Here is a 24023-nt window from a genome sequence, read left to right on the forward strand (position 1 = left end):
ACAAGGAGTCACCCCCATGAATGCCGTACCCGCTACCCCGGGTGCGCGGCCTCTGGCTGCGCGCGCCCACAACATCCGTCGCCATGCCTTGCGCATGGGCCAGGTTCAGGGCCAGGGCTACATTGGCCAGGCACTTGGCGCCGCCGACCTGCTGGCCGTGGCCTACTTCCATGCCCTGCGCCTGGACCCGGCCAACCCCGATTGGGAGCAGCGTGACCGCTTCTACCTGTCCATCGGCCATTACGCCATTGCCCTGTACGCCGCGCTGATCGAAGCCGGGGTCATTCCCGAAGCAGAACTGGAAACCTACGGCAGCGACGACAGCCGCCTGCCCATGTCGGGCATGGCCGCCTACACCCCCGGCATGGAAATCACCGGGGGCTCGCTGGGCCACGGCCTGGGAATTGCCGTAGGTGCCTGCCTGGGCCTGAAGCGCAAGCAATCGGGCAGTTGGGTGTACAACCTGTTATCAGACGGCGAGCTGAACGAAGGCTCCACCTGGGAAGCGGCGATGTCCGCCAGCCACTGGAAGCTCGACAACCTGATCGCCCTCATCGACGTCAACAACCAGCAGGCGGACGGCCATTCCAGCGAGATACTGGCCTTCGAGCCGATCGTCGAGCGCTGGCAGGCCTTTGGCTGGTATGTGCAGCGGGTAGACGGCAATGACCTCGAAGCGCTGGTAAAGGCCTTCGACCAGGCCCGGGCACACACGGCACCGCAACCCCGGGTGATCATCTGCGACACGCGCATGGGCAAGGGGGTGCCCTTTCTCGAGAACCGCGACAAAACCCACTTCATCCGTGTGGACGAACACGAATGGGCACTTGCCCTGCAAGCACTGGACGCCGGGAGCCACGCATGAACAGCCAGACCGCACCCACCAAACGCCTGACCACCTCGGCGATGATCGCCTCGATTGCCGCCGAAGGCCAACCCACCCGGCCCGCACCGTTTGGCCATGCGCTGGCCGCGCTGGCCGAGCAGCGCCAGGACATCGTGGGCCTGAGCGCCGACCTGTCCAAGTACACCGACCTGCACATTTTCGCCAAGGCCCACCCCGAGCGCTTCTACCAGATGGGCATGGCCGAACAACTGTTGATGAGTGCCGCCGCCGGCATGGCCCGCGAAGGCATGACGCCGTTTGCCACCACGTACGCGGTGTTTGCTTCACGGCGCGCCTACGACTTCATCTGCATGGCCATTGCCGAGGAAAACCTCAACGTCAAGATCGTCTGTGCCCTGCCCGGCCTGACCACCGGGTACGGCCCCAGCCACCAGGCCACTGACGACCTGGCGATCATGCGCGCCATGCCCAACCTGATGGTGGTCGACCCCTGCGATGCCCTGGAAATCGAGCAGGCGGTACCGGCCATCGCGGCCCACCAGGGCCCGGTGTACATGCGCCTGCTGCGCGGTAATGTACCGTTGGTGCTGGACCGCTATGACTATCGCTTCCAGCTGGGCAAGGCGCAGGTGGTGCGCGGCGGGCGCGATGTGCTGGTGATCGCCAGCGGCCTGATGACCATGCGTGCACTGGAGGCCGCTGAGCAGTTGCACAGGGACGGTGTGGATGTGTCGGTGCTGCATGTACCTACCATCAAGCCATTGGATGAAGCCACGATCCTCGCTGAAGCCCGCAAGCCCGGGCGGTTGGTGGTGACTGCCGAGAACCATTCGATCATCGGCGGGCTGGGGGAAGCCGTTGCCGGGGTATTGCTGCGCAACGGAGTAACGCCGACCTTCCGCCAGATCGCCCTGCCGGATGCATTCCTCGATGCCGGTGCGTTACCGACCTTGCATGAGCGGTACGGGATTTCCACCGAGGCGGTGGCGCGGCAGATCAAAGGCTGGTTGTAGGCTAGTTACCACAGTACCAACCGGGCCTTTGTAGGAGCGGCCTCGTCTCGCGAAAGGGCTGCGCAGCAGCCCCAGACTTCAGCTTCGCAGCCGATATTGCCGGGGCCGCTTTGCGGCCCTTTCGCGACACAAGGCCGCTCCCACATGGCCGCGTTACTGCCTGGTCAAACCGCTCAAACCGGCTTTACTCATGGATAAACAACAGCAATAACGGTGTGCATCCATGAAGATCGTTGTCACCAGCATTCTCGTTGACGACCAGGCCAAGGCATTGGCCTTCTACCATTACGTGCTTGGCTTTGAGCCCAAGGACGACATCCCGCTGGGCCAGCACCGCTGGCTCACGCTGACCTCTCCGCATGAACCAAACGGCGTGCAACTGGTGCTGGAGCCTGACATCCACCCCGCCGCCAAAACCTACAAGGCAGCCTTGCGCCAGGACGGCATCCCGGCCACCTCCTTTGGCGTGCGCGATATCCAGGCGGAGTACACGCGCCTGTGCAAGGCGGGCGTCAAGTTTACCCAGGAGCCAACCAACCGTGGCCCGGTCACTGTCGCGGTATTCGACGACACATGCGGAAACCTGATACAAATCGCCCAGAAACACTGAACCGAACCGCCCCTGTGCGCGATAACAAGGAAAACAAATGCGCCACGAATTCAGCGAAGTCCTCAACGACCTGGTCGACTATTTTTTGCTGGGCGATATCCAGCTGCTTGAAACGTTCAAACACGAAAATGACCTGCCAGACGACCTGGCTTATGAATTCACCCACAACGACAGCGGTGACAAAGCCGTGCGCGAGGGGGTGGTGCTGCCATTGGCCGGGGTCGATAACCTGCCCTACCGCATCCTGTTCACCCTCGACGACTACACACCCGCGCTACTGGAAGCGGGAAGCCGCCTCAAGCATCGGCGCAATGGTTACGTGCTGCATGTCGAGAACCGCGCCGTGATGCTGTACACCTGGCGCATCCTGCAGCATTTCACCAACAAGACACTGGGCGACTTGATGGCCCGTTATCAAGTACCGGGGCGGCCGATCATCGAGCTTGAAAATGGCTGGTATGACGTTGAGGTGCTGGGTGGGGCGGTGGTTCGGGATGGGCTGTACGAGCCGGCGTTCGAGTTTGTGATGAAGAAGCGCTGGAGCCGGGGTGAGGCCAAGGGAGTGGATACCGGGTATGCCTTTAGCCTGCGGGGCTATTTCGGTTGAGTTTTCCTGTGCCGCCCTCTTCGCGGCTAGAGCCGCTCCTACAGGGCCTGCGCTTTACCTGTAGGAGCGGCTTTAGCCGCGAAGAGGCCTGACCTGCTTACGCCAGGTCAGGCATGGTTAATATCCCGGTCCTTGGTTTCCGGCAGGAAGAAAATCCCCAGCACCGCCGTCATCACCGCAATCACGATCGGGTACCACAACCCGTAATAGATGTCCCCGGTAGCCGCCACCATGGCAAACGCCACCGTCGGCAGGAAGCCGCCGAACCAGCCGTTACCGATGTGGTACGGCAGTGACATCGAGGTGTAGCGGATGCGCGCCGGAAACAGCTCCACCAGCCACGCGGCGATCGGCCCGTAAACCATGGTCACGTAGATCACCAGAATGGTCAGCAGCAACAGCACCATCGGGTAGTGGATCTTCGCCGGGTCGGCTTTTTCCGGGTAGCCCGCTTCTTTCAGCGCACCGCCCAGGGTGGCCGTGAAGGCATCGCTCTGGGCCTTGAAGTCCGCCCCCGCGAGGGCGCTGCCCTCGAAGCTCGGGATCACCCGTTCGCCGATGCGGATCTGCGCCACACTGCCCGGCTCGGCCGCCTGGTTCTCGTAGGGGATGGCACGCTTGGCCAGCAGGCTCTTGGCGATGTCGCAGGAACTGGTGAATTTGGCCTTGCCCACCGGGTCGAACTGGAACGCACATTGGGCAGGGTCGGCCACCACCACGACCGGGTTTTGCTCCTGGGCAACGAACACGTCCGGGTTGCCGTACTCGGTCAGCGCCTTGAAGATCGGGAAGTAAGTGAGCGCCGCGATGATGCAGCCGGCCATGATGATCTTCTTGCGGCCGATGCGGTCTGACAGGCTGCCAAAGAAGATGAAGAACGGCGTGCCGATCAACAGCGACCCGGCAATCAACAGGTTGGCGGTTTGCGGGTCGATCTTGAGCATCTGCAGCAGGAAGAACAACGCATAGAACTGCCCGGTGTACCACACCACCGCCTGCCCGGCCGTGCCGCCCAGCAGCGCCATGATCACCACTTTCAGGTTGTCCCAACGGCCAAACGACTCGGTCAGCGGCGCCTTCGACGCCTTGCCCTCGGCCTTCATTTTCATGAACACCGGCGACTCGTTGAGCTGCAGGCGGATGTACACCGAAATCGCCAGCAGGATGATCGACAGCAGGAACGGAATGCGCCAGCCCCAGGCTTCGAACGCCTCGGTGCCCAGCGCCGTGCGGCACGCCAGGATCACCAGCAGCGACAGGAACAGCCCCAATGTGGCGGTGGTCTGGATCCACGCGGTGAAAAACCCGCGCCGCCCTTTGGGTGCATGTTCGGCCACATAGGTGGCCGCACCGCCATACTCACCGCCCAGCGCCAGGCCCTGCAGCAGGCGCAGGGTGATCAGGATGACCGGTGCCGCGACCCCGATCGTCGCGTAACTGGGCAGCAACCCCACCACCGCGGTGGAAATACCCATGATCACGATGGTGATCAGGAAGGTGTGCTTGCGCCCGATCATGTCGCCCAGGCGGCCGAACACGATGGCACCGAATGGCCGCACGGCAAAGCCCGCCGCAAACGCCAGCAAGGCAAAGATGAACGAGGTGGTTTCGTTGACACCGGCAAAAAAGTGCTTGGCGATGATGGCCGCCAACGAGCCATACAGGTAGAAGTCGTACCATTCGAACACGGTGCCCAGGGAGGACGCGAAGATGACCTTGCGCTCCTCCTTGGTGATGCCCCGTTGGGGCGCGCTACTGCCCGTGGATGCGCTGTCGGTTATCGCCATGGGTTGTCTCCGTCTTGTTTTTATCGCAGGCCGGAGTACCTCACACCCACACGTACCGTCGCACCCCAGGCCCTAGGGCTTGCATTGGTTGCGCGAAGCACGACGAGGCAGGCCGCCTCGGATCGCAGCAAGGTCAACTGAAGCATAATCGGCTTTGGCAAGATATCCACTTGCCAGCATCGCCGAATGCCATCACCCCAAACGGCAGTGCATCACGCGGTCGGCACCGGCCCTTTGAGCTCGACCTGATTGCCGTCGGGGTCGAAGCAATACAGCGACAGGCCCTCCCCCTCGGCACCATAGCGCCTCTCGGCAGGCTCCACCTTGATCCCGGCCGCTTGCAGGTAGGTCGTCAGCGCCGGTTCGTCGAACGGTTCGACGCGCAGGCAGAAGTGGTGCAGGTTGCGCCCTTCGCTGCCCGGCGCGGCACCACCCGCACTGCCCAAGGGGCCATCAAGGGTAACCAGGTCAATCATGGCAGTGCCGGTGGCCAGGTGGACCATGCCCAGGTCTTCACGTACCCGGCTGACGGTGCACCCCAGTAGGTCACGGTAGAAAGCCACGCTGCGCTCCAGGTTGCTGACGCGCAATACCAGGTGGTCGATGTGCTTGATGTGGAAAGGTCGCATGCCGGGTCTCCTTGTGTGGGCAGTGGCGCGGTACGCTCACCACCATAGCCCACTCGCCACCTATTCGTTGACCTGGCGCTGCAGCAGCCCGCCTTCGTGCCGGGCAAGGGTTCGCAACAACTGATCGACCAGCGCGCGGTCCGGCGCCTCAAGGTGGAAATGGTGCCCGCCGGGGTGCCACGAAACCTTGGCCTGGGCCGGCAATGACGCCTCACGCAGGGCGAAGACATCGCCACTGAACGCGCCCTGCCGGCCCAGCATGAGGTACAGGGGGCAGCGGATTTCCCTCAGCAGTTCGCACGCCTCGCGTTCGGTCAGTGGCATGGGTTCGGGCAGGACCAGGCGCGGGTCATGGCGCCAGCAGTAACCATCACCCACCTGCAGCAAGTCGCGCAGGGCCAGCAGCCGCGCGGCATCCTCCGACAACTCGCCATCCAGGCGTCTGCGCCGTTGTTCCAGGGCTGTCTGCACGGTGTCGAAGCGGCTGCCATCGGGTTCGCTGAACCCTTGCAACTGGCTGCGCTGCACCATGCGTTTGAGCCGGTAGGCACGTGCCAGGTGATGCACGCGGTCATCCTCGGCAACGGTGAACGGTGCGCCCATGCCGTCGAGGAAGGTCATGCTGACGATGCCACTGGTCATGGCGGCGAGCAACGAGGCAACGCCGGTCCCCATGCCATGTGCCAACACATGAAACTGCCCGAGGCCCAGGCTTTCGGTTACCGCCAGCATGTCCTCGGCGTGCTCCCACAGGTAATAGCCACTGTCGTGCCGCCGGTGGTCGGAGCGGCCGTGCCCGACCAGGTCGGGGGCGATCACGAAACAGCCGTCGAGCTGAGGGGCCAGGCGTTCGAACGATGCGGCGTTGTCCAGCCAACCATGCAAGGCCAACACCGGGATCCCCTCCTCCGGCCCCCAGCAGCGCACGGCGATTTCAATGCCGTCGAGGTCCAGCAAATGATCCTTGGGACTGAATGGCAAACCCATGCTTTCTCTCCCTGACTGGGCCTGGCGCGTGCTCGTCAGGCCTGCAAGTTACCTTGGCGCACCTCAACGGCTGCTGCTGGTCCGTCGCCGACAGTTACGTACACCAGACCGACCCATGCGGGCATCTATCTACCGCACCCTTGGCACCCCAACGGTATTCCATAACGCCTCCCTCTCACCGGAGCGCGCACATGAGCCGTCCCCCATTCCACCTGCAACAAATCACCCGCACCCTGCCCGCCTGGAGCAAGGCACTGCATCGCGACCACGCCACACGCATCATGCAAAGCCTGAAAAAGGACTACCTTGACGCCGATGGCGTTGCCTACGAGTGGTACAGCTCCGCTGAAGACTTGACCCGCCAGGCGTTGCTCGGCGCCATTGCCGTGCGTGATGCCAGCCGCAAGGCACTGCATGACGCGCTGGCGCCGTTGCAAGGCATGACCGAATTCTGCACACCGCTGCTGCAGAAACGGCTGGCGCTGGATGTGTCTGTTGACCAAGCGCAGTACGTTTATCAGCGCGTAAAGGTCAAACACGGTGTGACGGTCCCCAACACCCCGCCGCCGCTGTTCCAGCCAGGCGATATCGAGCCTGACGGTGATCCACAGCTGCGCAGCCTGCTGGAAGCGGCATTGCACAATTTCGAAGGTACCACGGACACCACAACCCTCAGCCGGCTGCAAACTAGCGCACAAAACACCCAGCCACTCGAAGGCCTGACCCTGGCCGACTTCATCGACCACTGCCGTGAGCTTGACCTGGGAAAACGCTACCAGGTGCACCTGGCCGAGGTGTTCGAGGGCGAAAACAAAAGCGCGCTACGCGCCTTGGCCATCAAAGCCAGGCAGGATGAATTTCGCGTGCAGGCGCGTATCGCCAGTTGCAAGAACAACCTCAGCCCGATGGCATCGATGGCCTTGCACGACCTGTGTTCCGACACAGCCACGGTGGCCTACAACGGCCGCCCCCTGGAGTGCAGCCAGGTCCAGTTGCTCAACGTCCCGATCCATGAAGTGTTGTTCATCGCGCCCGCTGTGAATGGCGAGCACGATCCAGTCTTTCTCTACAACCCGATCGATGATGACCCCATCCAAGAGTTCGCGTCGCTGGGCCTGGCCCGTAAGTACTTGCGCGAAAAGCTGGTGGCCACCGACTACCGCAACCGCTTCGTCGCCCTTGCCCCGCAACAGCAGCAGGCGGAACTGAAGCTGCGCTTGCGTCGGGCACTGTTCAGCAATGCCGACCAGGCGGACGCGCTGCTGGAGCCGCGCAGCTCTATTCACCTGGAATCCATTTTCACGCCGTTGCCAGGCAAGCCGTGGGCGAAGCTTGAGGCGAATCATCTGGTCAGGCTCAAATCGGACGCCCGCTGGATTGCAGTGCCAACCGCGGACGTCGATGCCAATGTGCGACTGAAAAACCTCGAGTACTGGTTCGACATGGGTATGACCGTGTTCAACATCGCCGCCATGTTCGTACCGGGGCTGAACACCCTCATGCTGACGCTGGGGGCTGCGCAGATCATGGGCAGCGTGTTCCACGGCATCGAGGCCTGGGAGGCCGGCGACAACGCAGAAGCGCTGGCCCAGTTGCAATCGATCCTGGTGAATGTTGCCGTGGTGGGTGCGATCGGTGTGGGTGCGTCGGTACTGAGATCTTCCGGCTTTGTCGATGGCATGCGCAGCATTCTCAAGGACGGGCGCGAGTATCTGTGGAGCCCTACCCTGAAGGGTTATGACACATTGCAATCGATACCCGAGCACCTGGAAGCCGACAGCCAAGGCCGCTACACGGTGGAGAACCAGAAATTCATCAGGATGGACAGCAAACTCTACGAACAGGTAGAGGATACAAACCACTGGCGGCTCGCCCACCCGCAAGACCCGCAAGCATACCGCCCCGAGATGCTGGACAACGGTGAAGGCGCCTGGCGAGCAGTACACGAACAACCACTACTTTGGGAAGAACCGCAATTGCTCAAGCGCCTGGGGCCGATCAGCAACGGGCTGGCAGACGCAGACCTGGACGCGGCATTGCAGTGTTCCGGGGTGCAGGGCGACGTGCTGCGCTATACCCAAAGCGCCGCGCTGCAACCTCCGGCACTGCTTGCCGACATCCTGGACCGCCTCAGGTGCGACCAGCAAGCAGACGACATCATCGACCGCGTGCGCAATGGCAAGCCTCTCGCTGCCTACAAGAACTTCGCCCTGCCCAGCGTGACTGAACTGGAGGGCTGGCCCGAGGACCATGTCATCAAGGCCTACCATGGGCCGGAAAGCTGGGGAGATTACGCAATCTACGGCCCTTCGGAGGCTGAATACACAGTCGAGATCGAGGTAAACCGCGGTGAGCTGGAGCAAGGCCAGCTCAGTGACCGCATTGTCGAACAACTGGAGGAGGACGCCATGAACGGATTGCTGCCGGAGGGTACTCCAGCAGCAGAACGTGCCAAAACCTTGAGCAACAAACTCGCGCAACATCTGGAGAACAACCGCCAGGCCCTGTTCGAACGCCTGTATACCTACCGGCCCCCGAAGCTGAGTGCCGAAGCCCAGACCCTGGCCAACCAGTTCAAAGGCTTGCCCCCGCGCGCAGTCGAGCAAATCATGGCGCGCGCCAGTGCCAGTGAGCGTCAGCGCCTGGCCAGCGGCCGCGTGCCGCTTCGCATTGCTGAAGAAGCGCGCGTGCTCCAGGCACAGGCTCGGTTGGGCAAGGCGCTGCTGGGGCTGTATCGCCCTGGGCTGGCCAATGCTGACAGCGCACTGCTGGATGCCAGGCTCACAACCGAACATCCGCTCAGCACGGCCAACCAGCGCTTTCAGCTTGCCGTAGCCGACCGTGCAAAGGCCGCCACGCTGATCGGCCAACAACCGATCCGGCCGGGCTATCGCTCGCCAATGCACCTGGCGGGCGGGCGCCTGGGCTATCCACTGAGCGGCAGACTTAACTGGATCAGCACCGCCGGCAGCCGACTGCGGGAGCTCTACCCCAACCTCAGCAGGGAACAACGTAACGCCCTGCTTGGGCAACTGCGCCTGAGAGGCGATGTGGCCCCCCAGCTCAGAGCCCTGGAACTTGAACGCAACACCCTCGACAGGGCCCTGCAAGATTGGGAAAAGCAAGCACCGGTGGACCAGCAAGCGGCACGCAGGCACGCCCGTGAGCTGATCAACGGGGCATGGCGCCGTGACCAGCCAGACACCCTGACAATAGATGCACTACAAGTTGACACGTTGCCATCGCTGCCCGCGCGTTTCGACCACATCACCAGCATGCAACTGCGCAACCTGGGCCTTACGCAACTGCCTGAATCGTTCTTCCAAAGCTTCCCGCAGCTCCAAACCCTGCGTCTGGCGCAAAACCCCGAGATGGACTTCGATAGCCTGTTCAGGGCCTTGCGGTTCACTCCTGAATTGCAAACGCTGGAGCTGGGCAACAACCGCATCGGTATCTTCAGCGACGTGATGCGCGAGCACCTGGCCGGGCTTGGCAGGCTGCGTCGTTTGAGTTTACGGCGCAACGACTTGCGACTCACCGAAGCCGACCTGAACACCCTCAAACAGCTCCCACTCGAGGCGCTGGACCTGGAAAACAATCGCATCCATCTGAATGCCGACCTGGCCAGCCACTTCAATGGCCTGATTAAACTGCAAGACCTGCGTCTGACCAACAACCCGCTGCAGCACGGCCCCGACCTGACCGGCCTGACCCAACTGCGCAACCTGCAATTGCGAAATTGCTACCTGCAAGACTGGCCACAGGGGCTTACACAACGGATGTCACAGCCGGACCTGAAGCTCAACAATCTGGACCTGAGCGCCAACCCGATCCGCGAAGTACCGGACCTGGATCAAGTGCTGGCCAGCCCCTTTGCCAACGCCCTGCGCCGCACTTCCAACCGGGCATACTGGGAATTCAACGAAAACGATCTGGAGGCAGCAACCAATCAGCGCTTGCGCGCAGTGGGCGCCAGGATAGCCAGACGAGAAATGGACATCGAAGGCAACCGCTGGTTGCAGGACGCCAGCGAAGCCCGGTTGCAGTTGTGGGAAGACATGTTTGAAACGCACGAGTACCCGCATCTGGAGTGGGCCATCAGGCGCTCGGGCGACACACTACAAGCAACCGCCAACCCCCGAGGAATGGCGCAGCAGGTGTGGCAACTGCTGACTCAGGCATCGCAAGACCAGGCATTGCGCGAGCACCTGGAAAGCGTGGCAGCAGAGTTCCCGGCAACCTGCGAGGACGCAGGCGCCGACGCGCTCAGCACCCTTGAAGTGGAAGCGCTTTCCTACCGCGAGCTGGCCGAGGACTCGAACATCACCCCTTACCTGTTCAATTTCATGCGCAAGCTCTACCGTAGGGACCGGGTCAATTACCTTGCCGAGCGCATCCAACTCAACCGTCTGGAGCGCCAGAGCCAGCTACAGGCTCCAGGCGAAACAGCGGATGCCACCAACCTCCCGGCACTGGATACACTCGATGACATCACTGACGAAGCCTTGTTGGCAGGTGGCGTTGACCTGATCGAAATGCGTCTGGCGCTTCGCCAGGCACTGGCAGAAGTGCTCGACTTCCCGGAGCCGAGCCAGGGCATGATGTACCGGGAGACCGCGCAAATTTCCACGACGGTCGAATTCAACGTGGAGCAGGCAGTCACCGCACTTGACCGTGCCCCCATCAAGCGCAGGGGCTGGATCGCCCTGCAGCCCGCTTGGCAGCGGCTGTTGAAACAGCGCTTCACCAGCCGCTTCAGCACGCTGGAGGAACGCTGGCTTGCTGGGTACGACTACCTGCAGTACTGCCTGGATGCAGGCAGCGATAGCGTTACAGCGCTGGATGAGGTTGTGGTGACCGCGCTCACCGAGCACCTGCCGGAATCACCGCTGGATGCCGGTGGCCAATTGCGCAGGGTAAGCCTGAACAGTCATCAATACAACGAAGCGGCCAAAAGCCTCAAGTCAGGGCTTGAACAGCAGCAAAACGCTTTGTACAAAACCCTGACCGACGAGCAGGACTCCAACAGCTGACACCTGCTACTGGCCGCGCAGGTCTTCGAAGAAGGCTTGCCGGCCGTCCACCTGGCTCGACGCACGCGATACAACCGGCGCGTCGCCGTTAGCCGCTTCAACATGCCAGTAACAGTGGCTGACCGCGCGCGTTACCGCCACATACGCCAAGCGCTGCACTTCCTCCTTCTGCGCCGTGTCAAACGGCTGGGCATCACCACCACGGCCCAGGCCCGCCTGGCGGTATACCTGGTTCTTGTAGGGCGAACTGGTGAGGTACTGGCAGTCACCGAGCATGAACACGGCATCCGCCTGCAGCCCCTTGGCACTGTGGTAAGTCAGCTGGCGCAAGCGCCGTTGCTCGGCGGGCAATGCCGCTTCGGCCTGCAGCACGCTGTGCAGGTGATCGTTCATTACCGCTTTGTCGCTGCCTTTGCGGTACAGCATCATCACCGACTCACCGCGCTCATAGTGCTCCAGCAGGGTCTGGCCGAGCGCCGCTTCGTCACGGTCGAACACTTTCACCGGCGTGCCCGGCAGTTGCGCCGCCGGCCCAGCAGCCCGTGCCTTCTTGCCGACGATGGCGGGTGCCCCTTTGACCAGGTGCTCGGCCGCGTCGATCACCTGTTGCTGGCACCTGTAATTGTCGACCAGCATGACGCGGGTATTGGCCGGTGACGGGAAGGCCTTGGTGAACTCCATGAAGTACTTGGGCGAACTGCCCCGCCAGCCGTAAATGGACTGCCAGTCATCCCCTACACACAACAACGAGGCGTGGCCAGCATTGCGCCCTATGTGCATGGCTGGGCCTCGGCGGCGGATTTCGCGCAGGCTGGCACGCAGCCAGCTAACGATTTGCGGCGACACATCCTGGAACTCATCGATCATCAGGTGGGCCAGTGGCCGCAGCAGCGGGTCGGGGAGCAGGTGCAGGTTTTCCGGATTGTTCTCACCAAACAGGGCGAACATGCGGTTGTAGCTCATCACAGGCGGCGACTGCTTGAGCAAGTGCGCTTCCAGTGCCTTCCAGTACAGGGCCAACGCCTCAAAAAACAGCGCGTCGCTGTCACCTGCCGGGAAGCTCATGGCGGCCACGGCTGTGTTGACCTCCAGCCCGAGGTTCTCGATGAAGTTGGCCGCACCGACAAATGCATCGAGCAATGGCGCCGGGGCCAGTTCACCCTTGACCTTGTATTCGAAGCCGGGGCCGGCCACCGCGTCGCCCGCCAGCGAAGCGGCCAGGCGCCGCGCCATGGCATAGTTGTCGAGCCAGATCAGCGGCTTGTCGCAGAACGCCTGCAGCAGGGTACGCTTCACGGCCCATTCGGCGCGCACCGCAAGCTTGGCCCCCGGGCGTTGGTACTGGGCACTCTCCGACGGGTCAAAGCCTAACACCACCCAGGCGCCAAGGCCCTCCAGGCGGCCATGCACATGGAAGCGCTGGCCACGGATCTCGACGGTTTCGCGGCATGGCTCTATGCCTTTGATCGGCCAGGCGCCTGCTCCAAACCACAAATCTTCGATCACGTCACACAACTCTTCATCGCGCTGGGCCGCGAGTTGCGTTACCTGCACGCGCTTTTGCACGTCGGGGTGGTCCGGGTCCAGCGGTTTGAGTTGCAGGGCCTCGCGGCGCAGTGTGGCCACGATGTCGGCAAACCTAGCGCTGGCATGGTGCAGATCGCTGTAGCACTGGTTCAGCTGCTGGCGCTGGGCATCGTTCAGGCGCAGGTCGAACGGGTTGCTGTCGGCGTCCGCTTCGCGGCCGCCTGGCAGCTCATTGCCCAGGGTTTCAAAGGCGCGTACCTGGTTGAAGCCCGGCAAACTGCGCACCAGCGGCAGGATGCGAGAGTGAAAGGTGCGTACCAGCTCGCGGGCGCTGGCCGGCGGCAGGTCGAGCTGCCAAAGGGCGAACACCTGCAACAGGCGCTTGATGAAGTCTTTGCGCGACTCGCGGGTGAAGGTCACCACGGTCATCGCATCCAGCTCGTAACCCAGGTAGTGGCGCAACAGCAGAATACGCAGCACCAGGGACGTGGACTTGCCCGCCCCGGCACCTGCCACCACGCAGGTAGATGGCGTGTCACTGAAAATCAGCTTCCACTGCGCGGCACTGGGCTGCGCGTCGGCGGGCAGGCGCTGCGCCACATCGGCCTTGAAGCGTTTTTTCAGTTCGGCCGTCAACGGCAGGCGCCAGTCGTCAAACAAGTTGTCATCCTGCCCTGGCACTGCAGCGCCATCAGGGCGCATGTCGCGGATCACCAGAACGTGGCGGCCCGCTTCATACCCCTCGGCTCGCCCGTGTTCGAAGCCTTCACGCAGCCCGTCGGCATGACCGCTGCGCTGGCCGGTGGCATGGCCCAGGAACCAGGAATCGCGGTGTTGCGCCTGCAGCCGGGTCAGGCCACGGCCAAGCAGGCGCGCGGCCAGCCGGCGGAACCAGGGCAACTGGGCGGGCGGGGTCAGTTCGGCGGGGGCCTGGGGTTGCTCGTGGGCCACGGTCACTCCGTTGAAAGTCGAAACAGCGGCCATGTTGGCCGCATCCGCCAAAAATCGCCAGCGAATGCTTGCAGATCAGTGGATTAGGCGATGAATCGCAGGTTGGATGGCATATTAATACATCTATGTTATCGATTTTTATTAGCCGATATTTACGCTTATTTTCGATCTTTCTTTGCCGCATCATGGCCCCATTCCACCGATTCAAGGAGCACGATGATGCTGCAACTGCGACCCTTTAAAAGCCTCGGCCATGCCAACCACGGCTGGCTGGACGCCCACCACCACTTTTCGTTCGCCGAATACTACGACCCGGCGCGCATGCACTGGGGCAACCTGAGGGTCTGGAACGATGACCTGATTGCCGCCGGCAGTGGCTTCCCACCACACCCGCACCGGGACATGGAAATCATCACCTATGTACGCGAAGGTGCCATCACCCACCAGGACAGCCTGGGTAACAAAGGCCGCACCGAAGCGGGCGATGTTCAGGTGATGAGTGCCGGTACCGGCATCGTGCACAGCGAGTACAACCTGGAAGACGTCGACACCCGCATCTTCCAGATCTGGATCGTGCCGGAGCGCGTTGGCGATGCGCCGTCGTGGGGTTCACGGCCCTTCCCCAAAGGGGAGCGCGGCGAAGGCTTCGTCACCTTGGCCAGCGGCCGCGCCGGTGATGAGGACAGCCTGCAGATTCGTACCGATGCGCGCCTGGTGGCCGCTACCTTGCGCGCCGGCGAAACCGCCGAATACCGCTTCGATGCAGGCCGCAGGGGTTACCTGGTGCCAGCCAAAGGCCTGATTGAAGTCAATGGATTGCGGGTCGAGGGGCGCGATGGTGTTGCCATCGAACAGGAAGAGGTGCTGCGGGTGACAGCGATCGATGACAGCGAGATCGTACTGGTCGATGTGGCTTGAATGAAGGTGATGAACCTGTAGGCGCGGGCCTGCCCACGCCTACAGGGTTTCACTCAACCCTTAGGCCAGCGCAGCATCCACAAGCACTTGCGCCTCAGCCACCAGCCGCTGCAGGTGTGCTTCGTCGATGAAGCTCTCGGCGTAAATCTTGTAGATGTCTTCGGTACCCGAAGGGCGCGCGGCAAACCAGCCGTTGGCAGTCATCACCTTCAAACCGCCGATGGCCTGGCCATTGCCTGGGGCATGGCTGAGAATCTGCGTGATCGGCTCGCCGGCCAGCTCGGTCGACTTGACCTGCTCGGGCGCCAGCTTGCTCAGCAATGCCTTCTGGCGGGCATCGGCCTTGGCCTCGACACGGGTGGCGTACGGCTTGCCCAGTGCTTCGGTGAGGTCGGCATAGGCCTGGCTCGGGTTACGCCCGGTGCGGGCGGTCATTTCGGCCGCGAGGAGCGCCGGGATCAGCCCGTCTTTGTCCGTGGCCCACACCGAACCGTCCTTGCGCAGGAACGAGGCGCCTGCGCTCTCCTCCCCGCCAAAGCCCAGCGAACCTTCGAACAAACCTTGGGCGAAGAATTTGAAGCCAACCGGCACTTCATGCAGCTTGCGGCCCAGGCGTTCGGTGACGCGATCGATCAGGCCGCTGGACACCACGGTCTTGCCCACGGCGGCGTCGGCACGCCATTGCGGGCGATTGCGGTACAGGTAGTCGATGGCCACGGCCAGGTAGTTGTTTGGCTGCAGCAAGCCGTCCGGTGTGACGATGCCGTGGCGGTCATGGTCGGGGTCGCAGGCAAAGGCAACGTCGAAACGCTCGCGCAGGCCGATGAGGCCTTGCATGGCATACGGGGAGGATGGGTCCATGCGAATCTGGCCGTCCCAGTCGACGGTCATGAAGCGGAAGGTTGGGTCGACCTCGGTGTTCACCACTTCGAGGTTCAACTGGTAGCGCTCGGCGATGGCCGACCAGTAGCGCACCCCTGCCCCGCCCAGCGGGTCGACGCCCAGGCGCAGGTTGGCGCCACGGATGACGTCGAAATCGATGACGTTCTCAAGGTCGGCCACATAATTGGCCACATAGTCGTGACGCTGGGTAGTCGCGGCCACCAGCGCCTGGCTGTGGTCCATGCGTTTGACACCCACCAGCCCGGCAGCCAGCAGTTCGTTGGCCTTGGCTTCGACCCATTTGGTCACATCGCTGTCGGCCGGGCCGCCATTGGGCGGGTTGTACTTGAAACCACCGCTTTGCGGCGGGTTATGCGACGGGGTGATGACGATACCGTCGGCCAGGCCCTGCTCACGGCCGCGGTTGTAACAGAGGATGGCGTGGGATACAGCCGGGGTTGGCGTGTACTCGTCGTCTTTGGACAAGCGCACCTGCACACCATTGGCAGCCAGTACTTCCAGTGCGCTGGCAGCGGCCGGGGCGGACAACGCGTGGGTGTCAGCACCAATGAACAGCGGGCCGTCAATGCCCTTTTCCTGGCGATACAGGCAAATGGCCTGGGTAATCGCCAGCACATGGTCTTCGTTGAAACTCAGGTCGAATGAGCTGCCCCGGTGCCCCGAGGTGCCGAAGGCCACACGCTGGGCCGCCACGGAGGCGTCAGGGCGACCGGTGTAGTAGGCGGTGAGCAGGCGGGGGATATCGACCAGCACGCTGGCCGGAGCCGGCTTGCCTGCCAAAGGACTGAGCGTCATGCAAAAACCTCGAGTTCAACGAATGTTGGGGTTGGAACACGCAGTGTACTGGGAGTTGCAGCACCTTGCGACGGTCCGTCGGGATTATTCGCTGGCCGTGCGCCACCATCCCGGGAACATCTGCTGCACCCGCGGTTCGGCAAAACGCTCGTCAATCAGCACCAGCACACCACGGTCCTGATCACCGCGGATGACGCGGCCTGCCGCCTGGATTACCTTGCGCACACCCGGGTATAGATAGGCGTAGTCGAACCCGGCCCCGAACTGCTGGCCCAGGCGCTGTTTGAACTGTTCGTTGACCGGGTTTACCTGCGGCAGGCCCAGCGTGGCGACGAACGCCCCGATCAACCGTGTGCCGGGCAGGTCGACCCCTTCCCCGAAAGCGCCCCCCAGTACCGCAAAGCCAACCCCGCAGCCATCGGCCACGAAGCGCTCAAGAAAGCCCTGACGTGCCGCCTCGTCCATCCCCGGCGCCTGGGCCCAGTACGGAATGCCCGGGTGCTGCGCCGCAAGCTGGGTGGCAACCTGCTGCAGGTATTCGAAGCTGCTGAAAAACGCCAGGTAGTTGCCTGGCTGGCGTTGATACTGCCCGGCAATGAGCTCAACGATAGGCGCCAGCGATACCTGGCGCTGGTGATAGCGGGTAGACACATGGCTGGCGATGCGCACTTGAAGTTGTTCGGCCCGAAATGGCGCCGCCACTTCCAGCCAGGCCGTGTCGGCCGGCATGCCCAGCAGGTCGGTGTAGAAGTGCCGCGGGCTGAGCGTGGCGGAAAACAGCGTCACGTTGCGTGCGGCCTGCATGCGCGGGCCAAGCAGGCGAGCCGGGTTGATGTTGCGCAGGCACAGGTTTGCCAGGCGTCGCTTGCGTGGGCCGTCGCGTACGCTGATATCAAACAGGAAATGCGCGTCGAACAGTTCGGCAACGCGGTTGAACTGCAAGGCCTGGTAAAAAAACTGCAAGACCTGGGTGTCCATGGCGGCGGGCGCTACGTTCAATTGCTCCTGAATCAACCCGATACACTGTTGCAACGCCCCCAGAAAGGCGCTCGGCAATTGGTCGCACGCGTGGTAAGGGGCACGTTGCGCCTTGTAAAGCGCATTCCACTGGCGGTTGAGCCGGTCCAGCGCACTGACCAGCCCGTGGGGTTTACTTTGACGCAAAGCCAGCAGTTGGCCTTGGTCCAGGCTGGCGCTGTACATGGCGCGCCCGCGCTCCACCAGATTGTGTGCTTCGTCCACCAATACCGCCACACGCCACTGATTGGCCTGGGTTAGCCCATGCAGCAGGGCATGGGCGTCGAAGTAGTAGTTGTAGTCGGCTACCAGCACATCAACCCAGCGGGCCATCTCCTGCCCCAGGTAGTACGGGCACACCTGATGCGCCAACGCCACCTCGCGCAGGCCAGCCCGGTCCAGCAGAGGCAGCCTGCCAGCGGCCTCTCGGGCAGCGGGTAGCCGGTCGTAGAAACCTTGGGCCAATGGGCATGACTCGCCATGGCAGGCCTTGTCCGGATGCTCGCACGCCTTGTCCCGGGCAATCAGCTCCAGCGTACGCAGGGCTGGCTGTGGGGTGGCCTGGGTGATCTGGCGCAAGGCATCGAGCGCAAGCGCCCTGCCCGGGGTCTTGGCCGTCAGGAAAAACACCTTGTCGAGCTGCTGTGGCACCATGGCCTTGAGCAAGGGGAACAACGTGCCCAAGGTTTTGCCGATACCCGTGCTGGCCTGGGCCATCAGGCAGCGGCCCGTGCTGACCGCCTTGTACAGGGTTTCGGCCAGTTGCCGCTGACCCTGGCGAAACTGTGGGTAGGGAAAACCCAGCGCCTGCAGCCCCTGATCGCGCTCGGCCAGGCGTTGCGCCTGGGTGTGGGCCCAGGTCAGAAAGCGCTCGCACTGGGTTTCGAAAAAGGTTTGCAGGGCTGCGGCGCTGTGGTGCTCGCTGATCAGCGTCTGGCGGTCGTTGTCCACATCCAGGTACACGAGGGCCAGATTGATGCCCGGCAATTGCCTGGCCTGGCACATCAACCAGCCATACACCTTGGCCTGAGCCCAATGCAGTTGCCGGTGATTGGCCGGTTGTTTTGCCAGGTCACCCCGGTAGGTCTTGATCTCTTCGAGACGGTTGTGGGCAGGGTCATAACCGTCGGCCCTGCCGCGCACACGCAAGCCTTTGTACTCGCCCTCAAGCTGGACTTCCGCTTCATAGCTTGCCGCACGACGGGCCACCACGCGGCGGTGGCCTTCGATGCCTTCCTGGGCCGTGGGGGACGGCGTGAAGCGCAGGTCCAGGTCGCCAACCTTGGCACTGAACTCGCACAAGGCACGTACTGCCACGCGGTAACTCACGCCGCGTCGCTCCACTGCACATGGCACACCGCAACCGGCAAGCCATGTTCGGCGCAGAAGGCCAGCCAGCGCAGTTGGTTGTCCTGCAGGCGATCGCCCGGCCCTTTGACCTCGATCATGCGGTACCGCCCTTGCTCAGGCCAGAACTGAATCAGGTCCGGCATGCCGGCGCGGTTGCTGCGAATGTCTTGCAACAAGCGCAGAAAACACTGTTTCAGGTGCTGGGCGGGCAGGCACGCCAGCGCTTGGTCGAGCAGCGTCTCGTCCAGCATCGACCAGAACACGAAGGGCGACTGCAAGCCGTGTTTGGCTACGTAACAACCCTCAATGGCCTGACGATGGGTCCCTTCATCAAGGTGGCCCAGGCAGGCATCGAACAGCGCAGCGCGGCGCTGATAAAAGTCACTGTCGTGCAAGTCCTGGGGGGCCGCCTGAAACGGGTTGAAAAACGCACCGGGCACCGGGGCGAAAATCGCGTCCCAGCACAGCAGGCCGAACAGGCTGTTGAACAGTGTGTTTTCCACAAAATGAACGTGGCCACCGGCGTGCACCTGCAGGTGTTGGCGCACCGCTTCCTCGACCCCCAGTGCCGCACATTCACGGGGTAGAACCAGTTCGATGACCTCCGGCGAGGTGGCGCGCTTGCGCCGCCCGGGCGGCCCGCCGAGCTTGCGTGCCAGGCGTGGCAGCATCCGCTCCAGTGCCTGGGTTTCCAGGGCATTGGCGGGGGCGCTGGCCATTGCCTGGGCCAGTTCATGGGCCTGCAGCCAACGCTCGCTGCGCTCAAGCACCCGTACCTGACGGATGCGCGCCTGAGCATGGCTGCTGCGGGCATATACTGCCAGCGCCTGCTCCCAATCGCCCAAACGCTCACATTGCTGGCCCAGGGCGAATAACAAGCGCGCATGGCGCCGGGCAAGCCACGGGTTGTCGCTGGCAAAGCCCGCCAGAGCCGCCGCAATCGTTGCCGGCGCTTCACCCTGCTCCAAGCGCTGGGCACAATCGTGCAGGGCCATGGCCTGGTCGACCTCGCTGCGCCGCTGCAAGGCACGAGAGCCGGCACTGAATGGCACGGTTTCGAAGCGCAATAGCCCCATATCGGCCAGCACGAACTCCGACCAGTCCTGATACAGGTTGCCGAAAAAAAGCAATCGCATGCGGTCGCACAGCGGCTGCAGACACCATTGCAGAATCTGCACGGGGGCGTCTGCAAACCAGTCGCCCAAGGGCCTTGGCGGCAGGGACAAGGCCTGCAATTGCAACATCAAGTCTGCTTTGGAGGCGCGCGGGCGGCTGAGCTGCCCGGCAAAGCACTGTGCCAGCTCGTCCTTGCGCAGCAATGCGAACAGTTGCTCCAGGCTCAGCGTTTGCGGCTCGCGCACCCACCCCAATGCCTGCAGGGGCTGCAAGGCCTGCCGGGGATCGCCGACTTCGTCGTAGTCGAGCCTGTCACTGCGAAACAGCTCGCCCTTGCGCATGACCATACGCACCATCAACGCCTGAGCCGGTTGATCAAGCCTGACAAACGCCTGCATGAATGCCTGCTCCTGCTCATCGAGCAGGTCGGCATAACGTTGTTCCACCCACGACAGCACCTGGCGGAAGTTGTGCAGGTAATACAGGGGGTCGTCAACGGAGTGGGCAATCACGAGGCAGGGTCAGGTAGCGGATATCGACACTGTTTATACATACAGATAAACGTGATTGGCAAGCATCCGGCTACCGGCTGTCGCTCTGCCGACGAACGGCGAGAAGTTACAGGGGCATAACCATCTCATGCCACGCCATGCCGCCATGGTCCGACGGCGAGGGCTGCACGTATTGGTAACCCATCTTCTGGTACAGCTCCACATGTTGCTGCTTGCACATCAGGTGAATGGCTTGCTTGCTCTCAGCCACCATCTGCTCGATGAACGCGTTCATCAGAAGCTTCGCGTAGCCCTTGCCCTGATGGGCCGGGTCCACCACCACCGACATGATCACCACATTGGGGGCCAGCGGGTCATGGCCTATCAGCTCCTTGAACGACTCATCGGACATTACCACTTCATGGGCACAACCACTGTTGATGAAACCGACAATGTCGCCGTCCACTTCAAGAATGAGGAAACCTTCCGGATACTGGGCAATGCGCGTGGCGATCTTTTCGAGGGTTGCCGCCTCATCGCCTTCATACGCAGCGGTCTCGATCTGAAAGCAGCGTTCGGCGTCCCGCGGGCTGGGGTGGCGCAAGGTGCTCATGCAGGGCTCCTGAGAAATGAAAGGCCGCCATGATAAAACAACCCTGCCCCGCAAACGCCAATAATTGCTACCCTTCGACCGCAAGCTGCCGACCGCGGCGCCCGCCCAGCGCCTGCGCCAACCTCTCGATGGCTTCACGCAGGCTGTGGGGATCATCACTCACCCACGTCAACGCCAGGTACTGCCGGTAGTGCCTTTGTAGGCTGAAGCGGGTACCCGCCACCGCCTGCAGTGCCGACCCCGCCATCAAGGTTGCCAGGCGATCACAATCCACCGGTTGCAACAGCCGCACCCACACGCTATTCCCGCCTTCGGGCATCACCAACACCACTTGTTTACCAAGGTGGCGCGCCAGCATGGTGCAGAGCTGGGCCATTCTCCCGCGCCGCTCCCACCGTGCGCGCACCAGGTGTTCGTCGATTTCACCTTTGGCGAGCATCTGTGCCAAGGCCTGCTGGCGCAACGGTGCAATCTGGAATGCACGCTGCGTGAACGCGTCGACCAGCGTTTCCTGCGTGCCCAGCACGTAGGCGTATGGCGCCTCGGCACCCAAGGCCACCTCCAGCGAGCCCATCACCAACAACCATTGAGGGTCGACCCAGTCGCGTAACCTGGTCCCAGGCGGTGCCACATGGCAGTGCTCGCTGTCCAGGTCATTTTCCACCAGCCAGACTGCGTATCTGCCGAGCAGTTGGGCAACCTGCTGCTGCGCATGCCTGGGCATCAGCCGCCCGGCCGGCATGCTCAGGCACGAAGGCATCACCACAATGCGCACAGGCTCGCGTGCAAGCAAGCGAGCCAGGCTGGCAATGTCAGGGCTGCCGTCGTGATCAAAGGGTATTTCAAATACACGCATGCCATGGCTCTGCAGCGCCCGCAACACGCGCCAACAACATGGGGAAGCCACAAGTGCCGCCCCCCCTTGCAACCCCAGCGCTGTCACCAGCAATTCAAGCAGCGCCTGTACATCAGGGGCCACATGCACATCTTCAGGCCGCCAACAGTAACGGGAAGATTGGGTGTAACGTTCTGCCAGCACCGTACGCAGTCGTGCCCCGCTTGCGCATTCCTGCCTTGAAGCGGTGCGCGAACGATGCCGCGCCAGGCGCCGCTCGTGGGCCAACAGGCTTTGCTGCAGGGCAGACTGTGCGGTTGGTGCGTGGCTCAGGGCCGTTTGATCACCTCCCACAGGCCTGCCCTGTATCTGGGCGAAATAGCCGGATTTGGGCACTGACCGCACCCTCCCTTCGTGCTCAAGCAGGCCATAAGCCGTTTGCACCGTGGCCAATGACACGCGAAGCGATTTGGCCAGTGCGCGCAACGATGGCAAACGCACTTCGCCCCCGTACTGGGCGCCCTCGATCAGCCCTTCCAGATAATGGTAGACCGCCTGATAGGCGAACTGGCGCCCCATCAGGATGCAGCCTCACAGCTCGGTACACGTGGCCCGGGCTGGCGCCTGAGCAGTTCCAGGTGAACGTCGCGGCGCGCCAGGTTTGCCAGCAAGCGCCGAGCACCACGCTGCACCCGCCCGTCATAAATGGCGCGCAAATGCGAGATTCCCAGGCCGCTGGTGTTCACCAGCCAGTCCCTGACCGCATCCGGGCATGCTTTGCCCTGCAAGGCGCGATGGAGGTAAGGCAACGCGACCAGCATGTCGGCATGCCGGCATTGCAAAAAGCGTTCAAGCCCCCGCCCTTGATCAGCAAATGGGCTGTAGAGCATGCAGACCAATTGCGTCTGCTCGATCCCGTACGCTTTGGCGAAGCGCAGGGGCTGAGCCACAGGGCGATTTTTAGTGCCCTTCTGGCACGCCAGCCGCAGGGTTTCCTTACGTGCGGCGGGGGCGATACATTGAACCCGCATTTCATGCAGTTGTGCTGCCGCCAGTGGGTCGAGAAACACGGCCAAGGGCAGTGTTTCCTGTGCGGGCTCGAAACGACATCCCAGCATGTGGTCCAGCCCACCTTCGCTGAGCATGTGGGGAAACAGGTCGTCAATGGCGATAAGCTGCACCGGGGCATGCTCGCAAGGCGTGGCAACTGTGAGGTCTGCCTGCTCGACGGGCAATACCGCCGTGGCGTGAAGCCGGCCCAAACGCCCGAACAGAGTGGCCATGCACTGGTGGACGTTGGCGGTATTGGGTTCACCGGCCAGGCGCATGCTCCTGCGCGCCCAGGCCAGAAAGTGCCGCCGCTGCCGCGCTGGCAACGCGGTCACAAGCCCCCCCACGCTTTGTTCCTCGAGCGCGCCATGCAAGGCATCCGCCAGCTCCAGATGCATGCGGCTGCCCAGCAGGGCTTCTGGCCTTGAATCGACCAGGTGACCAAACAGCAACAACGCCTCGCGAGCCAATGGCCACTGCCTGCCGGCTCCGCTCGGCCGGCTGCAGAAGCGCCGCGTTCTGCCACCCTCGATCATGTCCATTTGTACACGTGGATCATCGTGCATGAACAAGGCGTTGAAACAACGCTCATGGTGTTCCAGCAGCGCCCCGCTGATGGCTGGCAGGCTGGTAACCAGCACCCGCAAGTGAAAGGTTGCGGGTGCACGCAAGGCGATGCTGAGCTGCGCAGCACGCAGAATGGCCAACATCCGGGCACTGCGGCGATCCCCACTGTGCACCACCAGCAATCGGAAACTGCCAATGCCGTTCGGGCCACCCGCCATGACCAGAAAGCGCTGAATAAGCAACTGCAAAGAAGCACGCTGGGCAAGTGTCATATGGCCCAACAAACGCTCCAGTACTTGTTGGTGAATGTAGTGCATCGCCTGGTCGTGGATATTACTCACTTGCCACCTCATCACTTCATTCGCTGCATATCCCCC

16 protein-coding genes are annotated in these 24023 nt (G+C 62.6%); 6 read left to right on the forward strand and 10 right to left on the reverse strand.

The genetic code is table 11. From position 1 onward, the window contains the following. Positions 1-16: 16 nt before the first annotated feature. From PVV54_RS14085 to PVV54_RS14100, 4 genes are all read left to right on the forward strand, one after another. Positions 17-865, forward strand: coding sequence for a transketolase (locus tag PVV54_RS14085; protein WP_274905837.1), 849 nt, complete (start codon positions 17-19; stop codon positions 863-865). Continuing rightward, positions 862-1860, forward strand: coding sequence for a transketolase family protein (locus tag PVV54_RS14090; RefSeq protein ID WP_274905838.1), 999 nt, complete (start codon positions 862-864; stop codon positions 1858-1860). The genes PVV54_RS14085 and PVV54_RS14090 overlap by 4 nt, the downstream gene beginning before the upstream one ends. Positions 1861-2083: 223 nt before the next feature. Then, on the forward strand, positions 2084-2470 hold the full coding sequence (locus PVV54_RS14095; protein ID WP_274905839.1) for a VOC family protein: 387 nt from the start codon (positions 2084-2086) through the stop codon (positions 2468-2470). 37 nt (positions 2471-2507) lie between these two features. Beyond that, complete coding sequence (locus PVV54_RS14100; RefSeq protein ID WP_274905840.1) at positions 2508-3077, forward strand: hypothetical protein; 570 nt, start codon at positions 2508-2510, stop codon at positions 3075-3077. Positions 3078-3184: 107 nt separating this feature from the next. On the opposite strand, the gene PVV54_RS14105 is transcribed toward PVV54_RS14100, so the two are convergent. The 3 genes from PVV54_RS14105 to PVV54_RS14115 all read right to left on the reverse strand — a co-directional run bounded on the left by PVV54_RS14105 (position 3185) and on the right by PVV54_RS14115 (position 6480). Next, positions 3185-4864: an MFS transporter gene (locus tag PVV54_RS14105; RefSeq protein ID WP_274905841.1), complete on the reverse strand. Its 1680-nt coding sequence runs from the start codon at positions 4862-4864 to the stop codon at positions 3185-3187. A gap of 212 nt (positions 4865-5076) precedes the next feature. Then, positions 5077-5493 carry a VOC family protein gene (locus tag PVV54_RS14110; RefSeq protein ID WP_274905842.1) on the reverse strand — a complete coding sequence of 139 codons (417 nt, stop codon included), beginning with the start codon at positions 5491-5493 and terminating at the stop codon, positions 5077-5079. Positions 5494-5553: 60 nt separating this feature from the next. Then, complete coding sequence (locus tag PVV54_RS14115) at positions 5554-6480, reverse strand: alpha/beta fold hydrolase (RefSeq protein ID WP_274905843.1); 927 nt, start codon at positions 6478-6480, stop codon at positions 5554-5556. Between the two features lie 191 nt (positions 6481-6671). Here PVV54_RS14115 and PVV54_RS14120 point away from each other — a divergent pair, with 191 nt between their 5' ends. Beyond that, positions 6672-11513 (forward strand): dermonecrotic toxin domain-containing protein, encoded by a 4842-nt coding sequence (locus PVV54_RS14120; protein WP_274905844.1) that lies wholly within the window; start codon positions 6672-6674, stop codon positions 11511-11513. Positions 11514-11519: 6 nt separating this feature from the next. Here the strand turns inward: PVV54_RS14120 and PVV54_RS14125 are convergent, their stop codons facing one another. Then, positions 11520-14024, reverse strand: a complete 2505-nt coding sequence (locus tag PVV54_RS14125; protein ID WP_274905845.1) for a UvrD-helicase domain-containing protein — start codon at positions 14022-14024, stop codon at positions 11520-11522. A 186-nt stretch (positions 14025-14210) separates the two neighbouring features. Here PVV54_RS14125 and PVV54_RS14130 point away from each other — a divergent pair, with 186 nt between their 5' ends. Beyond that, positions 14211-14909 carry a pirin family protein gene (locus tag PVV54_RS14130; RefSeq protein WP_274910436.1) on the forward strand — a complete coding sequence of 233 codons (699 nt, stop codon included), beginning with the start codon at positions 14211-14213 and terminating at the stop codon, positions 14907-14909. Positions 14910-14969: 60 nt separating this feature from the next. Here PVV54_RS14130 and pgm read toward each other — a convergent pair whose 3' ends face one another. The 6 genes from pgm to PVV54_RS14160 all read right to left on the reverse strand — a co-directional run bounded on the left by pgm (position 14970) and on the right by PVV54_RS14160 (position 23987). Then, positions 14970-16607, reverse strand: a complete 1638-nt coding sequence (gene pgm, locus PVV54_RS14135) for a phosphoglucomutase (alpha-D-glucose-1,6-bisphosphate-dependent) (RefSeq protein WP_274905846.1) — start codon at positions 16605-16607, stop codon at positions 14970-14972. 84 nt (positions 16608-16691) lie between these two features. After that, entirely contained in the window at positions 16692-18953 is a 2262-nt protein-coding gene (locus PVV54_RS14140; protein ID WP_274905847.1) for an ATP-dependent DNA helicase, read from the reverse strand. Next, positions 18950-20602: a VRR-NUC domain-containing protein gene (locus tag PVV54_RS14145; RefSeq protein WP_274905848.1), complete on the reverse strand. Its 1653-nt coding sequence runs from the start codon at positions 20600-20602 to the stop codon at positions 18950-18952. Before PVV54_RS14145 ends, PVV54_RS14140 begins: the two co-directional genes overlap by 4 nt. A gap of 106 nt (positions 20603-20708) precedes the next feature. Beyond that, positions 20709-21194: a GNAT family N-acetyltransferase gene (locus PVV54_RS14150; protein WP_274905849.1), complete on the reverse strand. Its 486-nt coding sequence runs from the start codon at positions 21192-21194 to the stop codon at positions 20709-20711. 67 nt (positions 21195-21261) lie between these two features. Then, positions 21262-22608: an aminotransferase-like domain-containing protein gene (locus tag PVV54_RS14155; protein ID WP_274905850.1), complete on the reverse strand. Its 1347-nt coding sequence runs from the start codon at positions 22606-22608 to the stop codon at positions 21262-21264. After that, positions 22608-23987 (reverse strand): hypothetical protein, encoded by a 1380-nt coding sequence (locus PVV54_RS14160; protein ID WP_274905851.1) that lies wholly within the window; start codon positions 23985-23987, stop codon positions 22608-22610. Before PVV54_RS14160 ends, PVV54_RS14155 begins: the two co-directional genes overlap by 1 nt. Positions 23988-24023: the final 36 nt, after the last annotated feature.

The organism is Pseudomonas sp. PSKL.D1 (genome assembly GCF_028898945.1).
Classification (GTDB): domain Bacteria; phylum Pseudomonadota; class Gammaproteobacteria; order Pseudomonadales; family Pseudomonadaceae; genus Aquipseudomonas.